This is a genomic window from Pseudomonas sp. S31 (assembly GCF_016648105.1).
Taxonomy (GTDB): domain Bacteria; phylum Pseudomonadota; class Gammaproteobacteria; order Pseudomonadales; family Pseudomonadaceae; genus Aquipseudomonas.
The window spans coordinates 86,983-107,032 of the sequence record NZ_JACVVE010000010.1 but is presented as its reverse complement, the minus strand read 5'-3'; the positions used below and the strand labels follow the sequence as shown (position 1 = coordinate 107,032).

Annotated in this window: 18 protein-coding genes and 1 pseudogene; 15 read left to right on the top strand and 4 right to left on the bottom strand. The window is 64.2% G+C overall.

All coding sequences use genetic code 11. The features are described from left to right. Positions 1 to 35: 35 nt before the first annotated feature. The 4 genes from IAE37_RS10120 (at position 36) to IAE37_RS10105 (ending at position 5,219) form a co-directional block, all read left to right on the top strand. Complete coding sequence (locus IAE37_RS10120) at positions 36 to 563, top strand: sigma-70 family RNA polymerase sigma factor (protein ID WP_201172947.1); 528 nt, start codon at positions 36 to 38, stop codon at positions 561 to 563. Beyond that, a complete protein-coding gene (locus IAE37_RS10115; RefSeq protein WP_201172946.1) occupies positions 560 to 1,501 on the top strand; it encodes a FecR domain-containing protein in 942 nt (313 codons plus the stop codon). The genes IAE37_RS10120 and IAE37_RS10115 overlap by 4 nt, the downstream gene beginning before the upstream one ends. Before the next feature lie 86 nt (positions 1,502 to 1,587). Next, the gene (locus IAE37_RS10110) at positions 1,588 to 4,077 is read left to right on the top strand and encodes a TonB-dependent siderophore receptor (RefSeq protein WP_201172945.1); all 2,490 of its coding nucleotides are present in this window, start codon (positions 1,588 to 1,590) and stop codon (positions 4,075 to 4,077) included. 233 nt (positions 4,078 to 4,310) lie between these two features. Continuing rightward, the gene (locus IAE37_RS10105; RefSeq protein ID WP_201172943.1) at positions 4,311 to 5,219 is read left to right on the top strand and encodes a DUF2167 domain-containing protein; all 909 of its coding nucleotides are present in this window, start codon (positions 4,311 to 4,313) and stop codon (positions 5,217 to 5,219) included. 241 nt (positions 5,220 to 5,460) lie between these two features. On the opposite strand, the gene IAE37_RS10100 is transcribed toward IAE37_RS10105, so the two are convergent. After that, complete coding sequence (locus IAE37_RS10100; RefSeq protein WP_236409888.1) at positions 5,461 to 5,955, bottom strand: hypothetical protein; 495 nt, start codon at positions 5,953 to 5,955, stop codon at positions 5,461 to 5,463. Positions 5,956 to 6,073: 118 nt separating this feature from the next. Here IAE37_RS10100 and IAE37_RS10095 point away from each other — a divergent pair, with 118 nt between their 5' ends. Together IAE37_RS10095 and IAE37_RS10090 are read left to right on the top strand one after the other, a co-directional pair. Beyond that, positions 6,074 to 6,499 (top strand): GFA family protein, encoded by a 426-nt coding sequence (locus IAE37_RS10095; protein WP_201172941.1) that lies wholly within the window; start codon positions 6,074 to 6,076, stop codon positions 6,497 to 6,499. Beyond that, entirely contained in the window at positions 6,486 to 6,728 is a 243-nt protein-coding gene (locus IAE37_RS10090; RefSeq protein WP_201172938.1) for a DUF7660 family protein, read from the top strand. The genes IAE37_RS10095 and IAE37_RS10090 overlap by 14 nt, the downstream gene beginning before the upstream one ends. A 60-nt stretch (positions 6,729 to 6,788) precedes the next feature. Here the strand turns inward: IAE37_RS10090 and IAE37_RS10085 are convergent, their stop codons facing one another. Then, on the bottom strand, positions 6,789 to 7,706 hold the full coding sequence (locus tag IAE37_RS10085; RefSeq protein WP_201172935.1) for a LysR family transcriptional regulator: 918 nt from the start codon (positions 7,704 to 7,706) through the stop codon (positions 6,789 to 6,791). Positions 7,707 to 8,037: 331 nt separating this feature from the next. Between IAE37_RS10085 and IAE37_RS10080 the strand changes: the two genes are divergently transcribed. From IAE37_RS10080 to IAE37_RS10065, 4 genes and pseudogenes are all read left to right on the top strand, one after another. After that, a complete protein-coding gene (locus IAE37_RS10080; RefSeq protein ID WP_201172933.1) occupies positions 8,038 to 10,236 on the top strand; it encodes a TonB-dependent receptor in 2,199 nt (732 codons plus the stop codon). A gap of 45 nt (positions 10,237 to 10,281) precedes the next feature. Beyond that, a complete protein-coding gene (locus IAE37_RS10075) occupies positions 10,282 to 11,106 on the top strand; it encodes a TauD/TfdA dioxygenase family protein (protein ID WP_201172931.1) in 825 nt (274 codons plus the stop codon). After that, complete coding sequence (locus IAE37_RS10070; RefSeq protein ID WP_201172928.1) at positions 11,103 to 12,164, top strand: ABC transporter substrate-binding protein; 1,062 nt, start codon at positions 11,103 to 11,105, stop codon at positions 12,162 to 12,164. Before IAE37_RS10075 ends, IAE37_RS10070 begins: the two co-directional genes overlap by 4 nt. Further along, a pseudogene (locus tag IAE37_RS10065) lies at positions 12,161 to 13,144 on the top strand (aldo/keto reductase); the annotation flags it as partial. The gene IAE37_RS10070 and the pseudogene IAE37_RS10065, both read left to right, overlap by 4 nt. A 128-nt stretch (positions 13,145 to 13,272) precedes the next feature. Here the strand turns inward: IAE37_RS10065 and paaX are convergent. Beyond that, positions 13,273 to 14,202 (bottom strand): phenylacetic acid degradation operon negative regulatory protein PaaX, encoded by a 930-nt coding sequence (paaX, locus tag IAE37_RS10060; RefSeq protein ID WP_201172921.1) that lies wholly within the window; start codon positions 14,200 to 14,202, stop codon positions 13,273 to 13,275. 77 nt (positions 14,203 to 14,279) lie between these two features. Continuing rightward, positions 14,280 to 14,879: a phenylacetic acid degradation protein PaaY gene (gene paaY / locus IAE37_RS10055; protein ID WP_201172909.1), complete on the bottom strand. Its 600-nt coding sequence runs from the start codon at positions 14,877 to 14,879 to the stop codon at positions 14,280 to 14,282. A gap of 275 nt (positions 14,880 to 15,154) precedes the next feature. Between paaY and paaF the strand changes: the two genes are divergently transcribed. The 5 genes from paaF to pcaF are packed head-to-tail and all read left to right on the top strand — an operon-like array spanning position 15,155 to position 19,953. Continuing rightward, complete coding sequence (paaF, locus tag IAE37_RS10050; protein WP_201172901.1) at positions 15,155 to 15,928, top strand: 2,3-dehydroadipyl-CoA hydratase PaaF; 774 nt, start codon at positions 15,155 to 15,157, stop codon at positions 15,926 to 15,928. Between the two features lie 33 nt (positions 15,929 to 15,961). Further along, positions 15,962 to 16,753 (top strand): 2-(1,2-epoxy-1,2-dihydrophenyl)acetyl-CoA isomerase PaaG, encoded by a 792-nt coding sequence (gene paaG, locus IAE37_RS10045; RefSeq protein WP_201172899.1) that lies wholly within the window; start codon positions 15,962 to 15,964, stop codon positions 16,751 to 16,753. A 2-nt stretch (positions 16,754 to 16,755) separates the two neighbouring features. After that, positions 16,756 to 18,288 (top strand): 3-hydroxyacyl-CoA dehydrogenase PaaH, encoded by a 1,533-nt coding sequence (paaH, locus tag IAE37_RS10040; RefSeq protein WP_201172896.1) that lies wholly within the window; start codon positions 16,756 to 16,758, stop codon positions 18,286 to 18,288. After that, positions 18,285 to 18,740 (top strand): hydroxyphenylacetyl-CoA thioesterase PaaI, encoded by a 456-nt coding sequence (gene paaI / locus IAE37_RS10035; protein ID WP_201172882.1) that lies wholly within the window; start codon positions 18,285 to 18,287, stop codon positions 18,738 to 18,740. The genes paaH and paaI overlap by 4 nt, the downstream gene beginning before the upstream one ends. After that, a complete protein-coding gene (gene pcaF, locus IAE37_RS10030; protein ID WP_201172879.1) occupies positions 18,733 to 19,953 on the top strand; it encodes a 3-oxoadipyl-CoA thiolase in 1,221 nt (406 codons plus the stop codon). Before paaI ends, pcaF begins: the two co-directional genes overlap by 8 nt. The last annotated feature ends 97 nt before the right edge of the window (positions 19,954 to 20,050 follow it).

Below are 20,050 nucleotides of genomic sequence, written 5' to 3'. Positions count from 1 at the left end.
TTCTTATCCGCATTGTCATTCGCCAGGAGTCACGGATGTCTGATGGATCGCGATTCAATGCATCGGTTGGCGACGACATGCACTGCCTCTACCGTGATCACAGCCAATGGTTGTCGAGCTGGATACGCAGGCGCCTGGGCGACAGAGAGCGCGCGGCGGATATCACTCAAGATACCTTCGTGCGTCTGATCAGCAGCGCGTTGACCCGCATCCCCCAAGAACCCCGGAGTTATCTCGCGACGGTCGCCAAGCGACTGATGATCGATCAACTGCGTCGTCGCCAGGTGGAGCAGACGTATCTGCAATACCTGGCCAACGAACCGGAGGCTCAAGCGTGTTCCCCCGAACATCGTTTGATCATCGTGGAAACATTGATGCAGCTGGATGCGATGCTCGACGGCCTGGGTAGCAATGTCCGGCAAGCATTTTTCTGGGTCCAACTGGACGGCCTCAGCTACGCAGAGGTCGCGACGCGTCTGAATGTCTCGGTCAGCTCAGTCACCAAATACATGGCCAAGGCTACCGAGCGCTGCCTGTTCTTCGAGCTGGACTCGCAAGCATGAGATTGTCCGATCGACACCTGGCGTTGCGCGAGGCAGCGCAGTGGCACGCTCGATTGGGCGCTGCGCCGCAATGCTCGCAGACGCTGAGCCAGCTACAGGCCTGGCTTGTGCTCGACCCGCTGCACCAGTGGGCATGGGCAAGAGTGGAGCGGCTCCAGACCAATCTGCAGGGTATCCCGGGTGCGTTGGCTCGGCAGACGATTGGTGAAGATGCCGTGCTCGTCGGACGGCGGACGCTATTGAAAGGGGGCGTGCTTGGCTTGGGAATGGCCGGCCTCGTCGGTACCGGTTACTTCCATTCGCCCGAGTGGTTTGCCGACCTGCGCACCGGCGTGGGTGAGCGGCGTGATGTGACGCTGGCAGATGGTACCCGGCTCTCCCTCAACACAGGGACTGCAGTTGACATCCGCTACGGTGCGAACCATCGCTTGATCGTGGTGCATGCAGGCGAAATCCTGGTACAGACCGCTGCCGACTCACGCCCCCTGAGCGTACGCAGCCCACACGGCGACATGCTGGCCCTCGGCACGCGCTTCAATGTCCGCTTGTATCCCGATCACACCCGGCTGACGGTACTGGAGCATGCAGTGGCTGTTAGCAATGCGCGCACGATGGAGCCAGTGATCGTAGAGGCCGGCATGATGCTCGACATCGCCGCAGACACAGTCGCCGTGCCGCGCCCTGCCGACCTGGGCCTGAGCGAATGGAGCCGTGGCTTGCTGGTGATCGACGGTTGGCGGCTGGACCGTACCTTGGACGAGCTCGGGCGTTATCGCAGAGGTTTCCTGCAATGCAGTGATGATGTAGCAGGCATGCGGGTTTCCGGGGTGTTCCCGCTTGACGATACCGACCGGACCTTGCTGGTCATCGCCCAGGCACTGAAGCTGAACCTGCAAACGCGTACCCGTTTCTGGGTGCGCTTTTCGCAAACCGCTTAAAAAAGTTGAATAGCCATTGTCGGTTTTCATCTCTCGTCCGTGCTCTTCCTTCAATTCACCAATCAATGGATCTTGAAGGAGCTGCCATGCCACGCCTGAGTCGAACCCCTGATTCCCCACAGCGAACGCTGCCCCGCTTGTTGCTCGGGGCCGCAGTCCTCGTCCAGGCGGGCCTCATCCAGCCGCTCACCGACAGTGCCAGCCAGGCCCGTGCGGAACAATCGCTGCAAACCTACCGAATCGCGCCTGGCCCTCTGGGCGTCGCATTGAATCAGTTTGCACGTGATGCGGGGGTGGTCCTGTCGTTCCAGACCGCTTTGACCGACGGTCGCCAAACCACCGGCCTGCAGGGTCGTTATAGCGTGGAACAAGGCTTTGCAGTGCTGCTTCAGGGCAGCGGGCTGGAGGTGCTCAGGTCTGGTGAGAACTACCTGTTGACCACCAGGAGTGCAGCCGACGCGGCCATGCAACTGGGAGCCACCAATGTGAATGCAAGCGGCCTGGGTGAAACCACGGAAGGCACGGGATCCTACACCACCGGAGCGACTCGGACGGCGATCAAACTGCCATTGTCGATACGCGAGACACCCCAGTCGGTCAGCGTGGTTACCAGCCAGCGCATGCGTGATCAGAAAATGGTCAGTCTTGAGGATGTGCTGACCCAGGCGCCCGGCGTGCTCTACAAGAAAAAGAGCAACGCCTCGGACGATGAAGTCGGCATCTTCTCACGCGGTATGAAGATCGAAACCTTCCAGGTCGACGGCATTCCCACGGTGTTCGAACCCTCCATGAGCAGCCAGTCGAATGACATGGCGGTCTACGACCGGGTCGAAATCGTGCGTGGTTCGACGGGGCTGCTCAGCGGCAGCGGCCAACCCTCGGCGACCATCAACATGATACGCAAGCGGCCCACACGGGAGTTCGCCGCCTCCGTTCAAGGCAGTGTCGGTTCCTGGGACAACTACCGCACCGAGGTCGACGTCTCCGGCCCGCTGGTGGAGAACGGTACGGTGCGCGGGCGCCTGGTTGGTGCGTACCAGACGGCGAACTCATTCACCGACCGCCTCAGCACCGAACGCCAGGTCGCATACGGCATCATCGAGGCGGACCTGAGCGAGCAAGACACCGTTAGCTTCGGCATCGACTACCAGGTGCGCAACTGCGATGCGTGCGGTTACTTTGGTTTTCCCGCTTTCTACAGCAATGGCCAACGCACCGACTTCAAGCGCTCATTCAACTCTGCGGCAGACTGGAGCCATGCCGACCGTCAGCGCACCTCGATCTTCGCAACCTATGAGCACCGTTTCGACAACGACTGGCTGGCCAAGGTCGCCATCACCAACATGCGTGACGATAACGACATCGAGTATGGTTGGTTCAGCAGCTATGGCTATCCCAACCAACAAACTGGCGCAGGCACGTCGCTGTACATAGCCAAGTGGCCGAGCAAGCCCGAACAGAACTCGCTGGATGCCTATGTCACAGGGCCCTTCAGCCTGCTTGGCCGCGAACATGAACTGGTGGTTGGCGTCAGCGCCATGCGCTATCGCAGCAACACCGGCGCCTATCCGCTCTGGGTAGATCGCAGTGGCAGTGGCTGGGACCCGACCATCCCCAACGTGTTCGAGTGGCGTGGTGATATCGACAAACCACCCTTTGGCCGCGTGGGCGACGTCGAGTACAGCCAGCGCCAGTACGCCGCCTACAGCACTGTCCGGCTCAAACCTACCGATGCGTTGTCGGTCATCCTCGGCGCACGGCTGAGCTATTTCAAACTGGACCAGTCCGTGACCTACTACGGCGACCCCATCGACTATGCGCCCGGTGATGGCAAGAAACGCGAGAACGGTGAGGTGACCCCCTACGCCGGCGTCGTGTATGACCTGGATGACCACCACTCGCTCTATGCCAGCTACACCAGCATCTTCAAGCCGCAATCGAGCAAGACGGTGCAGGGTACTTTCATGGACCCGACCGAAGGAGACAGCTACGAAGTCGGTGCCAAGGGCGAATACTATGGGGGCAGGCTGAACCTCACAGCCGCCTTGTTCGAATCGAAGGTCAGCAATTACCCCGTTGATTCAGGGCTGACCGACCCCAACTCGTTCGCGACACTGGTGCAGCCGGCCGATGTGAAAATCAAGGGCCTGGAACTGGAGGTAGCGGGTGAACTGCTTCCCGGCTGGCAGATGCAGGCTTCATACAGCCATGTGAATACCTATTATCCGGACGGCGTCGACGTCAACGTCGGCTTCCCGAAAAACTCCGTCAAGCTGTTCACCACCTATGACCTGACCGGGGACCTCAATCGCCTGACCCTGGGCGGCGGTGTTCGCTGGGAGAGCGCCACCAGCTACGGCAATACCGAGGTGATTCCGGGCACGACCCTGGAGGCCAAGCAAGGCAGCTATGCGCTGGTCGACTTGCTGGCCCGCTACCGCTTCGACGATCACTTCACCGGTACCGTCAATGTCAACAATCTGTTCGACAGGAAGTACTACGCCAGTACCAGTGTCTATAGTGACCTTTATGGGGAGCCACGTAGCGTGACCGGCACGTTGCGTTGGGAATATTGAAAGGCGAGCTGAGCCTGCTTTGCAAAATTGAAGTTGCCTCAGGCTTGTGGACCGGCGGCGCCAAGGTCGCGGTTCTGATGTCCGCGATGGGGCCAGGGTGTGTAAAAACACTCATGGGCCTCATCGCCTTGGAGCATCGACGCTATGTAGACAAGGACAGGGGATCCTGGCGATTGGCCAGCTCTTTCAGTTATCCTGCGCGGCCAAATTATTTCAAATTGTAAGGGACTACGATGAAACACCTGCGCCAGTTGTTGGCGGCAGTGTTGCTCTGCGCAACCACTTTGCCCGCCATTGCCGCCAGCACCCCCGCGTCTGCGCCAACCGCCAGCGAACAACCGCACCAGACCGCCGAACAGTGGCTGGCCACGCTCAAGCAACAGCACGGCAACATCACCCTGCCCGGCGGCATCGCCAGCCTGCAACTCAACAACGAGTTCTACTACCTGTCGCCGGACGACACCGAGCGTCTGCTGACCGAAGGCTGGGGCAACCCACCAGGCTTCAAGACCCTCGGCATGATCATCCCGACCGCCGTCAATCCACTGGCGGAAAACGGCTGGGGCGTGATCATCAGCTACAAGAACGACGGCCACATTTCCGACGATGACGCAGCCAAGATCGACTACGCCGACCTGCTCGAGCAGATGAAGGCCGATGACGAGGAAGACAACAAGGAGCGTCGCAAGCAAGGCTATGCCGGCCTGACACTGTTGGGCTGGGCCGAACCACCGAGCTACGATCAGGCTACCCACAAGATGTACTGGGCACGAGAGTTGAAGGCAGAAGACGCCGACCAGACCACTCTGAACTACAGCATCCGCGTGCTTGGCCGCGAAGGCGTGCTGGAACTCAACGCCGTGGCGGCGATGGCCGACCTGCAGACAATCAAGCAGGAAACGCCGAAGATCCTCGCCTTCACCAACTTCACCGACGGCAACCGCTACGCCGACTACGACGCCAAGACCGACAAGCTGGCGCCATACGGACTGGCCGCCCTGGTCGCCGGTGGCATCGCCGCCAAGGCGGGCCTGTTCGCCAAGATCGGTGTTGCCTTGCTGGCGTTCAAGAAGTTCATCATCCTGGGCTTTGTAGCCATCGCCGGCTTCTTTGCCAAGCTGTTCAAGCGCAAGCGTTCCTGATTCAGACCTGGCTCACCCTGGCCCGGGATTGAGGCATCTTTTTTCGTGCAGAGCCTAGGGTTTGCCCGGACTAATTATCCACTTTTGCGGCGACAACTCAGTGGCCTTGCCCCGCGAAAGAACTGTAGGAGCGGGTTCACCCGCGAACACCGGTGCAACCGGTGCCAGATACCGCGTCGCATAGTTCGCGGGTAAACCCGCTCCTACAGGAATCGCGCGCTGGACTGTATTCGCTTCAGAGTCAGCTGCAGCCAGCTACCGGCATTTGAACCAGCAGTGAGCAATCGCCCGCTGCCGCGGCCAAGCGTGGGTCGCCCAGCCAGACCGCGTCGATGATGGCAAAAGCCTCCGAGGCTATGCCGGATTCCATGACCTGCGCCCTCGGGAGCATCTGGCCAAGCATATCGATGGTGGCCCAGCAAGAGTCCCCGGCATCGCGCACCCGCCATCCCGCCCCGGTGTCACTGGCACGAAACTCCAGCGCCACGCATTGCTTGAGGGCAGGATCATTGCCTACCCCCCAACCGCCAATGCTCACGGCCATCTCGACGCCCAACTCCGGGTGCGAGGCAGTGTAGGTACCCAGATAAACCGCATACGCTCCCTGTTGGTCGTTGACGAAACCCCGGAATGTCCGGGTTTCGTGCCCGCAAGTGGCGCAATGACCGTCGACCCGCTCAGCCCCTGGATCGATGCTCAATACCCTGCCCATAACGCTATTGGCTGATGAATCCATTCGCTCGCCCTGCCCTTCTGAGTCCTGTTCGTGGGGATGATAGCGCACTAGACTCCTCGGGCCTGAACACTAGCGCTGGTTGCAGCCCCTTGCTGAATTTCAATGAACGGAGACATGGATGCCAGAGACATACCAGGGAAGCTGCCTGTGCAAAGCAGTCGGCTATGAACTAATCACCCCGCCAAAAGCTGTGAGCCATTGCCATTGCGGCCAATGCCGTAAAGGTCACGGAGCTGCATTCGCTTCGTACGGCAGCGTACCGCGTAGCATGCTTCGGATATTGTGCGGTGCCGAGAGCATCAAGGGCTATGCCTCGTCCCAAACCGTAGTGCGCGAGTTCTGCGGCGAATGCGGCTCGACCTTGTTCTGGTCACGAAACGAAGGTGAGTTTGCCGACTGGATCTCGATCGCGCTGGGCACGCTCGATACTGCGTTCCAGCCGCTAAAGCAGAAACATACGTACGTCGATTCCGCTGCACCTTGGTTCACATCAGCGAACTCTCTTCCCACACCATTGCCCGGAGGAACACGTGGAGCTTCATGAACAGTTGGATCAGGTCAACGACGCCGAATCCTTCCTGGCGTTCGCCCGCGCCCTGGCTGCAGACAGAGGCGCGAATGACGATTGGCAGAATACGACGATCGAAGACTTTCTGGAGGGGGCCGTCGCCTGGACAGAAGACAGCGGGTTCGGAGTGGGCCAGGGAATGTGCGCAGCCAATCCCTGGGGCCAGTTCGCCGCTTTTCTGTACTGCGGGAAGATCTACGAGTGAGTGGTCAGCATGGCATTTCCTCCTCTGATCTAGCTCAGAGCCACTGCCCCCGATCACCGTTCAGTTCAACTGAGGACCGGCATCCACTTCACCGATCTCGGCAATCATCGCCTGGGCCCCCGCACTCAGGCTGTGGCCGGCACGGTAGACCACGCCAAAACAGGTGCCGCCGATGGCCAGCCCCTCGGGCGCATCACTGAACACCAACGCCGCGACTTCGCCCCGGCGCACCAGGTCCCCGACCACATCCTCCGGCGCGATGCCCACCAGGTTCGAAGTCGTCACCATCTGCACCAGCACATCGTTGTGCCGGCACTCGACATTCACCGGCAAGGCCCGCCGCCCGGCACGCTCGGCCAGCAACACGCGCAGCTCCGCCGGCAACGCCGTGCAGCCCATGGGGTGCTCGGCCAGGCGCGCGAATGCGACCGGCTTAGCGAGCAATGGATGCCCAACTCGGCAGAACACCTGGAAACGCCGCGGCCTCAAGGCCTGGGACACATAGCCCTTGCTGGTTTCGATGTGGCGCAAGTCGGCCACCACGAACTCGATGTCGCCGTTGTCCAGAAGCTGCTTCAACTCATCCGGCGGCGCCACCTTGAGGTCGACCTGGGTGTCGACGTGTCGATCGAGAAACCGGCCGAGGGCAACGGGCACCAACCTCGAGGCCGGAAGCGGCCCGCAACCGAAAGCCAGGATTGGCGATGCCGCCTGATCCAGGCCGACGATATCCTCGCGCAGGCTCGACACCCCCTCGATGATGGCTCGCGCCCGCTGGTGCATGGCCTGCCCGCGCGCGGTGAGACTGATACCGCGCCCCCCAGCCCCGCGCTCGACCAGCACGCACCCCAGGTGGTGCTCCAACCCCTGGATGCTGCGGCTGAAAGCCGATTGGGTGATGAACGACGCCTCGGCGGCGCGGGTGAAGCTGCCGTGCTCGGCCAACGCGACGAAGTGGCGCAGTTGATGTAGATCCACAGCCAGTCCCGCAGTGAATAAAAGGGATGCAGACGATGCATATCACAAGGCCCGAAGCCTCCCGGCTTCATGGCCGTCCAGCGTCCAAGGCTACATTAATAACTTTTTGATATTTATATTTTATTTTTATAACCATATCACCAATTCCCACCAGACGCCGCGCGCATGAAATACATGCGCTTTTCGCCTTTTACAGGCCGCAGCGCGCATTGCTAAAACTGCACCGGCACCCCGCAACGGGTGCTGCCTTGCACTGACCCGATCACGGGAAGGCCAGAACAGCCGGATCACCGGCGTGTTGCAACTGCCAACCTGAAACAGGATCGGATCGATGAAATCTGTGACCAATGCCCTCGGCCTTGGGGCCGTACTGGGCCTGCTCTACCTGCCCGCCGCACACGCGGCTGAGCCCGACACCAGCAACGACACCGCCAGCCAACCGGCACCGGCGCTGAAGAAGATCACCGTGACCGCGACCCGCCGCGAGGAATCACTGCAGAAAGTGCCCGTGGCGGTGACTGTGGTAGACGGTGAGCAACTCGAGCGCGATGGCCGCGCGAATATCTCGACCATCGTCCAGGAAATCCCCACTCTGAACTACCGCGCCAGCGCCTCGAACAAGGACAGCTCGCTGTTCGTGCGCGGCATCGGCACCATCTCCACCTCGCCCGGCGTCGAGCCCAGCGTCGCCACAGTGGTCGACGGCGTGGTCTTCGCCCGCCCCGGCCAATCGACCCTGGACCTGCTCGACGTCGACCGCATCGAAGTGCTGCGCGGGCCCCAGGGCACGCTGTTCGGCAAGAACGCCTCGGCCGGGGTACTGAACATCGTCACCCGTGGCATCGACGAGGCCACCCATGGTTTCGTCGATTATTCACACTACGGCGGCGGCAACGAGAACCGCCTGCGCTTCGGCATCGGTGGCCGCCTGACCGACACCCTCAAGGGCTCGCTGACCACCTCGTGGGGGGACTACGACGGCAACGTCGAGAACGTCGCCAACGGCCACGACGTCAACGGCTACAACCGCAAGGGCGTGCGCGGCAAGTTGCAGTTCGACCCCAGCGACACGTTGAAACTGACGCTGATCGGCGACTACAGCGACGGCGAGGATGAAACCGCCTCGACCCTGGTCATCCCCAGCGCCGCGGTAGCCGCGGCCCTCGGCCCGGTCAACCCGAGCAAGCACAACCGCAAGCTCGACAGCGACTACCGCACCTATGTCGAGGACACCAACCGCGGCCTGTCGCTGCAGGCCGACTGGACCCTTGCCGACTACACCCTGACCTCGATCAGCGCCTGGCGTGGCTGGAACAATACCCAGTACCAGGACAACGACAGCCTCTCGGCGCTGCCGGTGACCGCCGTGCACGACAAGGGTCTGGTCGATTTCGACCAGTACAGCCAGGAGTTCCGCCTGGCCTCGCCCAAGGGCCAGTTCGCGGAGTATGTTCTCGGCACCTACCTGTTCCATGGCAAGTCCGAGGAGACGTATCGTCGCCTGAGCGTGAACGACTCGGTGCCGACCACCGGCCGCGCCGACTACAGCGCTACCAATGACAGCTACGCGGTCTTCGGTGAAAGCACCTTCAACCTGCGCAACGACCTGCGCGCCATCTTCGGCCTGCGCTGGACCCTCGACCAGATCGAATACGACCACCGCCGCGTCTCCACCTCGGCCACGGCGGTCAACTCGATCCGCCCGGCGTTCGCCAGCAGCGGCTCGCACCAGGACTCGGGGGTATCCGGGCGCCTGGGCCTGCAATACGACATCAACGACAGCCTCACCACCTACGCCACCTACTCGCGCGGCTACAAGGGGCCGGCCTACAACGTCTACTTCAACATGCAGGCCATCGACGTCGAGCCGCTCGACCCGGAAACCTCCGACACCTACGAGATCGGCCTCAAGAGCACGGCCTGGGACAACCGTCTGACCGCCAACCTGGCGCTGTTCCACTCCAAGTACGACAACTACCAGGCCAATGCCTACGACGTGGTGGGCACCTCGGTGGTGACGCGCCTGATCAACGCCGGCAGCGTGATCAGCCAGGGCGCGGAACTGGACTGGGCGCTGCAGGCCACCCGCCAGCTCAAGCTGTCCGGTGCGCTGGCCTACACCCGCGCACGCATCGACGAGTTCGCCTGCCCGCCCGGTGCGGTGGCCAGCTGCAACATCAACGGCAAGCCACTGCCCTTCACCCCGGACTGGAAGAGCTACCTGCGCGCCGACTACAGCATCCCGCTGGACAACGGCTGGGATGTCGAGCTGGGCACCGACTACACCTGGCAAAGCGAGGTGCAGTACAGCCTCGACCAGAATCCGACCACCCGCCAGGGCGCCTACGGCATCTGGAACGCCAGCGTGGCGCTGGCCGACTACAACCAGGGCTGGCGCGTCGCGCTGCTGGCCAAGAACCTCACCGACAAGTCCTATTCGCCGTCACTTTCGGCCGGTGCCAGCACCAGCCGCATCGTCCCACGCGACGATGGCCGCTATTTCGGCGTGCAGCTGCGCAAGGATTTCTGACCCCATGGCGCCCGCCATCGGGCGCCCTTTCGCCTGGAGCTTCCCATGACCCTGCAAGTCCAACCCGTGCACCCGCTGCTCGGTGCCCGTATCAGCGGCGTCGACCTGGCCAACGCGGACGACGCCACCCTCGCCCGGATCGAAGCCGCGATCGTCGAGCACAAGGTGGTGTTTTTCGAAGACCAGCACTGGAGCGCCGCCCAACAGAAGCACTTCGCCGAGCGCCTCGGCGAACTGCATGTGCACCCGACGTTCGAGGCCGACCCCGCCGTGCGTGAGCTGGTGGTGTTCGCGTACGACGACAAGCGCAAGGGTGCCAACGACACCTGGCATGCCGACGTCACCTTCGCCGAACGCCCGCTGAAATACGGCATCCTGTTCGCCGAGGAGATCCCACCCCTGGGTGGCGATACTCTATGGGTAGACACCGAGGCTGCCTGGCAGGCACTTTCCGCGCCCCTCAAGCAGACGCTGGAACAGCTCAGCGCGGTGCACACCTTCCACAACTCGTTCAATCCCGATGACGACGCCGGCATTGAGCGACTGGAGCGCTCGCGCAGTGTGATGCCACGCCCGACCCGACACCCGGTGATACGCACCCACCCGGTGTCCGGGCGCAAATCGATCTACATCAACCGCGCTTTCACCTCGCACATCTGCGACGTCTCGCGGGTCGAGTCCGAACATCTGCTGGCGTTGCTGCTGCAGCACCTGCAGATCCCCGAGTTCCAGATGCGCTGGGCCTGGAAGACCAACACCGTGGCGATCTGGGACAACCGCAGCACCCAGCACCTGGCCGTGGCCGACTATTTCCCCAACCGTCGCCGCGTGCGCCGCGCCGCCGTACTCGAAGAGGCAAGACCGGTATGAGATCTCGTTTGCGCAAACTGCTGCTGGCGTTGCCCGCGGCCCTGCTGGCCGTCACTGCCCAAGCCGCCGACGTCACCTTGCGCATCGCCGCCCCTGACCTCAGCGCCGGGCCCAAGCCCAGTGCAGGGCCGCTGGTGGACGTGCTGCATAGCCGCCAACTGCTGGAACAGGCCTTGGCCAAGCAGGGCGTTGCGGTGAAATGGTACTTCTTCAAGGGCGCCGGCCCGCTGATCAACGAGGCGATGTCCAATGGGCAGCTCGATGCCGCCTTCCTCGGCGACCTGGCCTCGATCATCGGTCGTGCCAGCGGCGTGCAGACTCGCCTGGTAATGGCCACCGGTCGCGGCATCAACGGCTATCTGGGCGTAACGCCCAGCTCCGGCATCAAGACCGTCGCCGACCTCAAGGGCAAGCGCATCGGCATGCTGCGCGGCACCGCCGACCATCTGGCATTGATCGACGTGCTGGCCACCGCAGGCCTCAGCGAACGTGACGTGCGGGTCATCAACCTGGATTTCAACGCCGTCAACGCCGCCCTCGCGGCCGGGCAGATCGATGCCAGCTGGGCGCCCTCGCGGCTGTTCGCCCTGCGTGACAAGGGCGTGATCCAGATCCCGCTGGGCAGCCAACAGTTGCAAGGCAAAGGCGCGGGCCAAGGCGGACTGCTGTTCACCCAGGCGTTCATCGATGCGCACCCGCAGGCGGTGGTGGATGCTGCGGCAACCGTCGCCAAGGCGCTGGACTGGCTGTCACACGAACAGAACCGCAAGGCGCAGATCGACCTCAGCGCCGAGCAATCGGCCTACCCCGCCAAGGTTCTCAGCGACAGCCTGCGCGGCGCCGACCTGCGCTTCGTCTACTCGCCGCTGCTCGACAGCTACTACCTGGGCACGCTGCGCAAGGACGTCAAGCTGGCCCACGACGCGCGTCTGATACGCACCACCTTCGACGTCGACCAATGGGCTGCGCCGGACATCCTCCGGCAAGCGCTCGGGCAAGCCGGTTTGAGCGACGCCTGGCAAGCCACCGATCACTACCGTTGGAGCACCGCCCCATGAGCCAACCCCTGCTCCCCTACTCGCCCGCTGCCGAGCGCTACGCTGGCCGTCACTACCGACGCGCCGGCAACAGCGGGCTGACCTTGCCACCGCTGTCGCTGGGCCTGTGGCACAACTTTGGTGACGACACGCCGCTGTCACGCCAGCGCGAGATTCTGCGCAGCGCCTTCGACCACGGCATCACCCATTTCGACCTGGCCAACAACTATGGGGTGCCTTACGGCAGCGCAGAGCGCAATCTGGGGCAGTTGCTGCATCAGGACTTTGCTGCCCATCGCGACGAACTGATCATCTCCACCAAGGCCGGCTGGGACATGTGGCCAGGCCCGTATGGCCAGGGCGGCAGTTCGCGCAAGCACCTGCTGGCGAGCCTGGACCAGAGCCTGCGACGACTCGGCGTGGACTACGTGGATATCTTCTACTCGCACCGTTTCGACCCCGACACACCGCTGGAGGAAACCGCCGACGCGCTGGCCAGCATCGTGCGCCAGGGCAAGGCGCTGTATGTGGGAATATCCTCGTACAGCGCGGCGCAGGCCGCGCAGATCGCCGAGCTGCTGCAGGCCAGGCAGGTACAACTGACCGTGCAGCAGCCGGTGTACAACCTGCTGGCGCGGGATATCGAGAGCAACGGCGTGCTGGCCGGGGCAGCCGAACGCGGTGCGGGGGTGGTGACCTATTCGCCGTTGGCGCAAGGGTTGTTGTCGGGGAAATATGCCCAGGGCGTGCCGACGGATTCGCGGATTGGGCGGGGCAGCAAGTACCTGCCGGCCAGCGCATTGAACCCGGCGCTGCAGGCGCGCATTGCAGGGTTCGAGGCGGTGGCGCGGGCGCGTGGGCAATCGCTTTCGCAACTGGCGCTGGCGTGGGCGTTGCGCGATGCGCGGGTGACCTCGGTGCTGGTCGGGGTCAGCAGCCGCGAGCAGTTGCTGGAGAACCTGCGGGCGCTGGAGCGGCTGGAGTTCTCCAAGGAGGAGCTGGGGTTGCTTGGATCGGCGTAAGTCTGAGCGGGCCTCTTCGCGGGTAAACCCGCTCCTACAGGACCGCGTGTAGGAGCGGGTTTACCCGCGAAGAGGCCCGTGCAGGCGCCGAGCAGATCCGGGGGCCCTCAATCCATCCTCAACCCACCAAACCGCCGATAGAAACTCTCGCTCACATCCGGCAGCGGCCCATCGGCCGTCTCCAGCGCACCGCCCAGGTAGGCCTCGGCCTTGGCCCAGACCAAGCGATACAAATTCCGGCACAACTGCCGCGCGGCACGCCCCTCCCAATCCCCCGGCAACAGCTCTTCGGGCAACTGTGGGTCGCGCAGCAGCAACCGGCGGTACTCATGGATCAGCAAGGTACGCGCCAGGAAGCAGTCCTGGGCATCGAGTTCGGCCTGCTCCTTCAAGCCCTGCCACAGCGGCCGGAACAGCTGGATGAACTCGCTGTACTGCTGCCCCAGCTCGTCGATGCGCCAGCTTTCCCGCACCTGCGCACGCATGGCCTTGGAGGCCAGCACTTCCTGGGTATGCGTTTCGAACACGATACTGTCGTCACTCGCCTCCAACTCGCGCAGGGTCGCCGCCAGGTCGCTGCGATCGGCGCGTGGGCTACCCAGCAGGTTCGGCGCCATGGCACCGAAGCCCTGCCATTCCAGCTCTTCGCGCACGGCCTTGCGCTTGGCGGCGTCCAGCTGCGACAGCAGCACCAGGGTCCAGGCGCCATCCCAGGCCGGCTGGCTGGGGCTGTAGACCCGCTTGAAGGCCTTTTCGAAGCGTCGCCGACCGGTGCCGGTGAGGCTGTAGTAACTGCGCCGGCCAACCTTGTCGGCCGTCAGCCAGCCTTCCTTGGTCAGACGGAAGATCGAGGTGCGGATCAGGCGCTCGTTGATGCCGATCGGCTCCAGCAGGTTGATCAGGCTGCCCAGCCACACCGTGCCACCATGGGGTTCGATGGCATCCCCATAAAGGGTGATGATCAACGAACTGGCGCGGATCGGGGTCTGCTCCTGGAAGCGGGTGATCAGGGTATTCAGCGGGGCGAGGTTGCTCATGGAGGAACTGTGCGCGGAGAAAGCCCCGACTATACCTGTGCGGCGGGTCGCCTGGCCATGCCGTGACGCAGGCAGGTTCATGCGCCCGCCTCGCCCTTGGGCCGGAAGCCGTTGTCACCCATGCGCGGGCGCTGCGGCTCGGCTTCGGTCAGCGGCGGGCACTCGACCAGGCTGGCCATGCAGCGCTCGCTCAGGCGCTGGTACTCGGTGGTACCACGCTGCTTCCAGGCAATCTCCTGCTCGGTCAACGGCCGCTTGACCTGGGCAGGGGAACCCATCACCAGGCTGCGTTCGGGGCATTCGAAGCCGGCCTTGACGAACGCCGTGGCACCGACGATGCAGCGCGGCGCGATGTGGGCGCCATCCATGACCACGGCATTCATACCGATCAGGGCGTCCTCGCCGACCCGGCAACCGTGCAGCACCGCACCGTGCCCGACGTGGCCGTTGCGCTCGATCACCGTGTCGCCACCCGGGAAACCATGCATCACGCAGGTATCCTGCAAGTTCGCTCCTTCTTCCAGGACGATGCGCCCGAAGTCCCCGCGCAGCGATGCCAACGGACCAACGTAGCAGCGCGGGCCCACGATCACATCGCCGATCAGCACAGCGCTCGGGTGCACATAGGCGGTGGGGTCGACCACGGGGGTCAGGCCGTCGAGGCGGAAGCAAGGCATACCATTTCTCCGAAATTATTCAGAATTTATTTAGATCCTGTATCGCAATTTGGTTTCGAGTCAACGCCCTTTCAGCCCTTTATTCATCTAATTAACAGCGAAGCACACGATCACACCTTCATACGATAGGATACGCATTATCTTATTTTGTTTGCTTTTACGTATCGCATAATGCTTATACTGGCTCCACCTGGGCGCACCTCGCCGCCCCTGCAGACAATTCCAAGAAATGCCGGCCACCCGATGTGCCGTGCGAGCAGCCTGAGGACCACGACATGCCTCGTTTCATCGCAATTCAGGCGCCTGAAAACGGCGTTCGCCTGATCACCCTGCAACGGCCCGAAGCGCTCAACGCCCTGTGCACCGAACTGCTCGCCGAACTCGCTGCCGAACTGGCCGCTGCCGACGCCGACGAGCACACCCGCGCCGTGGTCATCACCGGCAGCCGCAAGGCTTTCGCCGCCGGGGCAGACATCCGTGAAATGGCCGAACGCGACCTGGTCGGCATCCTCGACGACCCCCGCGTTGCCCACTGGCAGCGCATCGCCGCATTCGCCAAACCATTGATCGCCGCGGTCAACGGCTACGCCCTGGGCGGCGGCTGCGAACTGGTGATGTGCGCCGACATCGTGATCGCCGGCGACGACGCCCGCTTCGGCCAGCCAGAGATCAACCTCGGCATCATCCCTGGCGCCGGAGGCACCCAGCGCCTGCTGCGCGCCGTGGGCAAGCCTCTTGCCATGCAGATGGTGCTCGGCGGCGAAGCCATCACTGCCCGGCATGCCTTGCAAGCCGGCCTGATCAGCGAAATCACCCAGCCCGAACTGACCGTCGAACGCGCCCTGCAGGTCGCCCGTGGCATCGCCGCCAAGGCGCCGCTCGCGGTACGCCTGGCCAAGGAAGCCGTGCTCAAGGCTGGCGACCTGGACCTGGCCAGCGGCCTGCGCTTCGAGCGCCACGCCTTCACCCTGCTGGCCGGTACCGCCGACCGCGCTGAAGGCATCCGCGCCTTCCAGGAAAAACGCCCGGCGCACTTCAAAGGTTGCTGAGCCCCTCCCATCGATTGACCGAGCGAGCACGCCATGACTTTCGAACACATTCTGTTTTCCATCGAGGACGGTGTCGCCCTCCTCTCGCTGAACCGCCCCGAGCAACTGAACAGCTTCAACACGCAGATGCACCTGGAGGTGCGTGAAGCGCTCAAGCAGGTGCGCCAGAGCAAGGACGTTCGTGTGTTACTGCTGACCGGCGAAGGTCGCGGCTTTTGCGCCGGTCAGGACCTGTCCGACCGTAACGTGGCCCCGGGCGCCGAGATGCCGGACCTGGGCGTGTCCATCGAGCAGTTCTACAACCCGCTGGTGCGCACCCTGCGCGACCTGCCACTGCCAGTCATCTGCGCCGTCAACGGCGTTGCCGCTGGCGCCGGGGCGAACATTCCGCTGGCCTGCGACCTGGTGCTGGCCGCCCGCTCGGCCAACTTCATCCAGGCGTTCTGCAAGATCGGCCTGGTCCCGGACTCCGGCGGCACCTGGCTGCTGCCGCGCCTGGTCGGCATGGCCCGAGCCAAGGCCCTGGCCATGCTCGGAGAACGCCTGAGCGCCGAGCAAGCCGAGCGCTGGGGGTTGATCCATCAGGTGGTCGACGACGCCGAGTTGCGTGACCAGGCCCTGGCGCTGGCCCGCCACCTGGCCAGCCAGCCCACCTACGGCCTGGCCCTGATCAAGCGCAGCCTCAACGCCAGCTTCGACAACGGTTTCGACCAGCAGCTGGAGCTGGAACGCGACCTGCAACGCCTGGCCGGGCGCAGCGAGGACTACCGCGAAGGCGTCAGCGCTTTCATGAACAAACGCACACCTGCGTTCAAGGGGCGCTGAGCATGAGCGCACTCGACAGCAATGCCCTGGTCGCGGTGATCGGGGCTGGCGCCATGGGCGCCGGTATCGCCCAGGTGGCGGCGCAGGCCGGCCACCCGGTGAAGCTCTACGACAACCGCCCCGGCGCCGCCGCGCAAGCGATAACCGGCATCGACCGCCAGCTCGGCCGCCTGGTGGAGAAAGGCAAGCTGCAAGGCGCCGCACGCGAGGCCATCAGCGCCCGCCTGCAACCGGTGGAGGCGATTGAGGGCCTGGCCGACGCCCGGCTGGTGATCGAGGCCATCGTCGAGAACCTGCAGGTCAAGCAAGACCTGCTGCGCCAACTCGAAGGCCTGTGCGGGTCGGACTGCATCCTCGCCAGCAACACCTCATCGTTGTCGATCACCAGTCTGGCCGCCGGCCTGCAACGACCACAGCAGGTCGTGGGCATGCACTTCTTCAACCCTGCGCCGTTGATGGCGCTGGTCGAGATCGTCTCGGGCCTGGCCAGCGACCCGGCGATTGCCGCCCTGCTCTACGAAACGGCCAAGGCCTGGGGCAAGAAACCGGTTCACGCCCGCTCGACGCCGGGCTTCATCGTCAACCGCGTGGCCCGGCCCTTCTACGCCGAAAGCCTGCGGCTGCTGCAGGAAGGCGCCGCCGACTGCGCGACCCTCGACGCCCTGCTGCGCGATGCCGGCGGTTTTCGCATGGGCGCCTTCGAACTCACCGACCTGATCGGCCATGACGTCAATTACGCCGTCACCTGTTCGGTGTTCGAAGCCTTCTACGGCGATTTCCGCTTCCAGCCTTCGCTGGTGCAAAAGGAACTGGTCGACGCCGGGCGGCTGGGGCGCAAGAGTGGCCAGGGCTTCTATCGCTACGCCGATGATGCCGAACGCCCAGCTGCCGCCGAGCTGCATAGCCAGGCTCACGCTGAAACCTGCGTGGTCGAAGGCCAGTTGGGGGTGATGCAACCTCTGCTGCAGCGCCTACGTGACAGCGGCGTGGGCATTACCGAGCGCGCAGGCACTGGCCTGATCCGCGTCGGCGACGCCACGCTGGCCCTCTCCGATGGCCGCCTGGCCAGCGAGCGCGCCCGTGACGACGGCCTGCGCAACCTGGTGCTGCTCGACCTGGCCTTGGACTACCAGGCCGCCTCGCGCATCGCCATCAGCTGGTCGGCCGACACCAGTGCCGAAGCCCGCGACCAGGCAGTGGCGCTGCTGCAGCGCGCCGGCCTGAAGGTCACCGGTATCGCCGACCTGCCTGGCCTGGTGGTACTGCGCACCGTGGCCATGCTCGCCAACGAAGCCGCCGACGCAGTGCTGCAAGGGGTCGGCAGCGGCGCCGACATCGACCTGGCCATGTGCGCCGGGGTCAACTACCCACGCGGCCCGCTGGCCTGGGCCGAACAGATCGGCGTTGGCTACACCCTGAAGGTGCTCGACCACCTGCAACGCAGCTATGGCGAAAGCCGCTACCGCCCGTCGCTGCTGCTGCGCCGCAGCCAGGCCGAGGGCGCCACCCTGCTCACTGGGAGTTCGCCTGTATGACCGCCCCCTACCGCTCACCGGAAGCCTTGGCCAAAGCCTGCGCCGAGACCCTGTACGCCCGCGACACCGCCACCCAGGCCCTGGGCATCGAACTGCTCGAAGTCAGCCCCGGCCAGGCCAGCCTCGGCATGCGCGTGCGCGCCGACATGCTCCAGGGCCACGGCACCTGCCACGGCGGCTTCCTGTTCGCCCTGGCCGACTCGGCCTTCGCCTTCGCCTGCAACAGCCAGGACAAGGCCACCGTGGCCCAGGGTTGCTGCATCGACTACATCGCTCCGGCGCTGCACGACGATCTGTTGCGCGCCACGGCCCTCGAACAAAGCCGCAAAGGCCGCACCGGCGTTTATGACGTGCGCATCGAAAACCAGCGCGGCGAGCTGATCGCCCTGTTCCGCGGCAAATCCTATCAAGTGCGCGGCACGGTGCTGGCGCAGGAGACCCAAGATGACTGACTACAAACCCTTCGACGCCCTGATCATCGATGCCGTGCGCACCCCGATCGGCCGCTACGCCGGCGCCTTGAGCCGGGTGCGCCCCGACGACCTGGCGGCCGTGCCGATCAAGGCGCTGGTCGAGCGCCACCCGAACCTGGACTGGCAGGCCATCGACGATGTGATCCTCGGCTGCGCCAACCAGGCCGGCGAAGACAACCGCAACGTCGCGCGCATGGCCAGCCTGCTGGCCGGGTTGCCGACCAGCGTGCCCGGCACCACCCTCAACCGCCTGTGCGGTTCGGGCCTGGATGCCATCGGCAGCGCGGCTCGTGCCTTGCGCTGCGGCGAGGCCGGGCTGATGCTGGCCGGCGGCGTCGAATCGATGTCGCGCGCGCCGTTCGTCATGGGCAAGTCGGAACAGGCCTTTGGCCGCAGCGCCGAGCTGTTCGACACGACCATTGGCTGGCGTTTCGTCAACACCCTGATGCAGAACGAATATGGCATCGATTCGATGCCGGAAACTGCCGAGAACGTTGCCGAGCAGTTCGGCATCTCGCGCGCTGACCAGGACGCCTTCGCCCTGCGCAGCCAGCACAAGGCAGCAGCAGCCCAGGCCCGTGGGCGCCTGGCGCAAGAGATCGTCGCGGTGGAAATCCCCCAGCGCAAAGGCCCGGCCCTGCGCGTGGAGCACGACGAACACCCACGTGGCGACACCACCCTCGAGCAACTGGCCAGACTCGGCACGCCGTTCCGCAGTGGCGGCAGCGTGACCGCCGGAAACGCATCGGGCGTCAATGACGGTGCCTGCGCCGTGCTCCTGGCCAGCAGCGAAGCCGCCCGCCGCCACGGCCTCAAGGCCCGCGGGCGCATCGTCGGCATGGCGGTGGCCGGGGTCGAGCCGCGCATCATGGGCATCGGCCCGGTGCCGGCGACGCGCAAGGTGCTGGAGCTGACCAACCTGTCGCTGGCCGACATGGACGTCATCGAGCTCAATGAGGCGTTCGCCGCCCAGGGCCTGGCCGTACTGCGCGAGCTGGGTCTGGCCGACGACGACCCACGGGTCAACCCCAACGGCGGCGCCATCGCCCTGGGCCACCCGCTGGGCATGAGCGGCGCGCGCCTGGTCACCACCGCGCTGCATGAGCTGGAAGAAAACGCCGGCCGCTATGCCCTGTGCACCATGTGCATCGGCGTCGGCCAAGGCATCGCCATGGTCATCGAGCGCCTCTGACCAATGGCCTGTTACTGAACGCGACGCCGCCGGTTATGCTGCGTCCATGACACTCACGGTAAGCCGCTGCGCCCTGGCGGCCGACGTACAAGAACAA

Coding starts and splice junctions, on each gene's coding strand:
- paaH (WP_201172896.1), top strand. CDS start 16,756: ATGAGCGCACTCGACAGCAATGCCCTGGTCGCGGTGATCGGGGCTGGC.
- IAE37_RS10115 (WP_201172946.1), top strand. CDS start 560: ATGAGATTGTCCGATCGACACCTGGCGTTGCGCGAGGCAGCGCAGTGG.
- paaI (WP_201172882.1), top strand. CDS start 18,285: ATGACCGCCCCCTACCGCTCACCGGAAGCCTTGGCCAAAGCCTGCGCC.
- IAE37_RS10100 (WP_236409888.1), bottom strand. CDS start 5,955: ATGGATTCATCAGCCAATAGCGTTATGGGCAGGGTATTGAGCATCGAT.
- paaF (WP_201172901.1), top strand. CDS start 15,155: ATGCCTCGTTTCATCGCAATTCAGGCGCCTGAAAACGGCGTTCGCCTG.
- IAE37_RS10120 (WP_201172947.1), top strand. CDS start 36: ATGTCTGATGGATCGCGATTCAATGCATCGGTTGGCGACGACATGCAC.
- paaX (WP_201172921.1), bottom strand. CDS start 14,202: ATGAGCAACCTCGCCCCGCTGAATACCCTGATCACCCGCTTCCAGGAG.
- IAE37_RS10110 (WP_201172945.1), top strand. CDS start 1,588: ATGCCACGCCTGAGTCGAACCCCTGATTCCCCACAGCGAACGCTGCCC.
- IAE37_RS10075 (WP_201172931.1), top strand. CDS start 10,282: ATGACCCTGCAAGTCCAACCCGTGCACCCGCTGCTCGGTGCCCGTATC.
- paaG (WP_201172899.1), top strand. CDS start 15,962: ATGACTTTCGAACACATTCTGTTTTCCATCGAGGACGGTGTCGCCCTC.
- IAE37_RS10105 (WP_201172943.1), top strand. CDS start 4,311: ATGAAACACCTGCGCCAGTTGTTGGCGGCAGTGTTGCTCTGCGCAACC.
- IAE37_RS10080 (WP_201172933.1), top strand. CDS start 8,038: ATGAAATCTGTGACCAATGCCCTCGGCCTTGGGGCCGTACTGGGCCTG.
- paaY (WP_201172909.1), bottom strand. CDS start 14,879: ATGCCTTGCTTCCGCCTCGACGGCCTGACCCCCGTGGTCGACCCCACC.
- pcaF (WP_201172879.1), top strand. CDS start 18,733: ATGACTGACTACAAACCCTTCGACGCCCTGATCATCGATGCCGTGCGC.
- IAE37_RS10095 (WP_201172941.1), top strand. CDS start 6,074: ATGCCAGAGACATACCAGGGAAGCTGCCTGTGCAAAGCAGTCGGCTAT.
- IAE37_RS10070 (WP_201172928.1), top strand. CDS start 11,103: ATGAGATCTCGTTTGCGCAAACTGCTGCTGGCGTTGCCCGCGGCCCTG.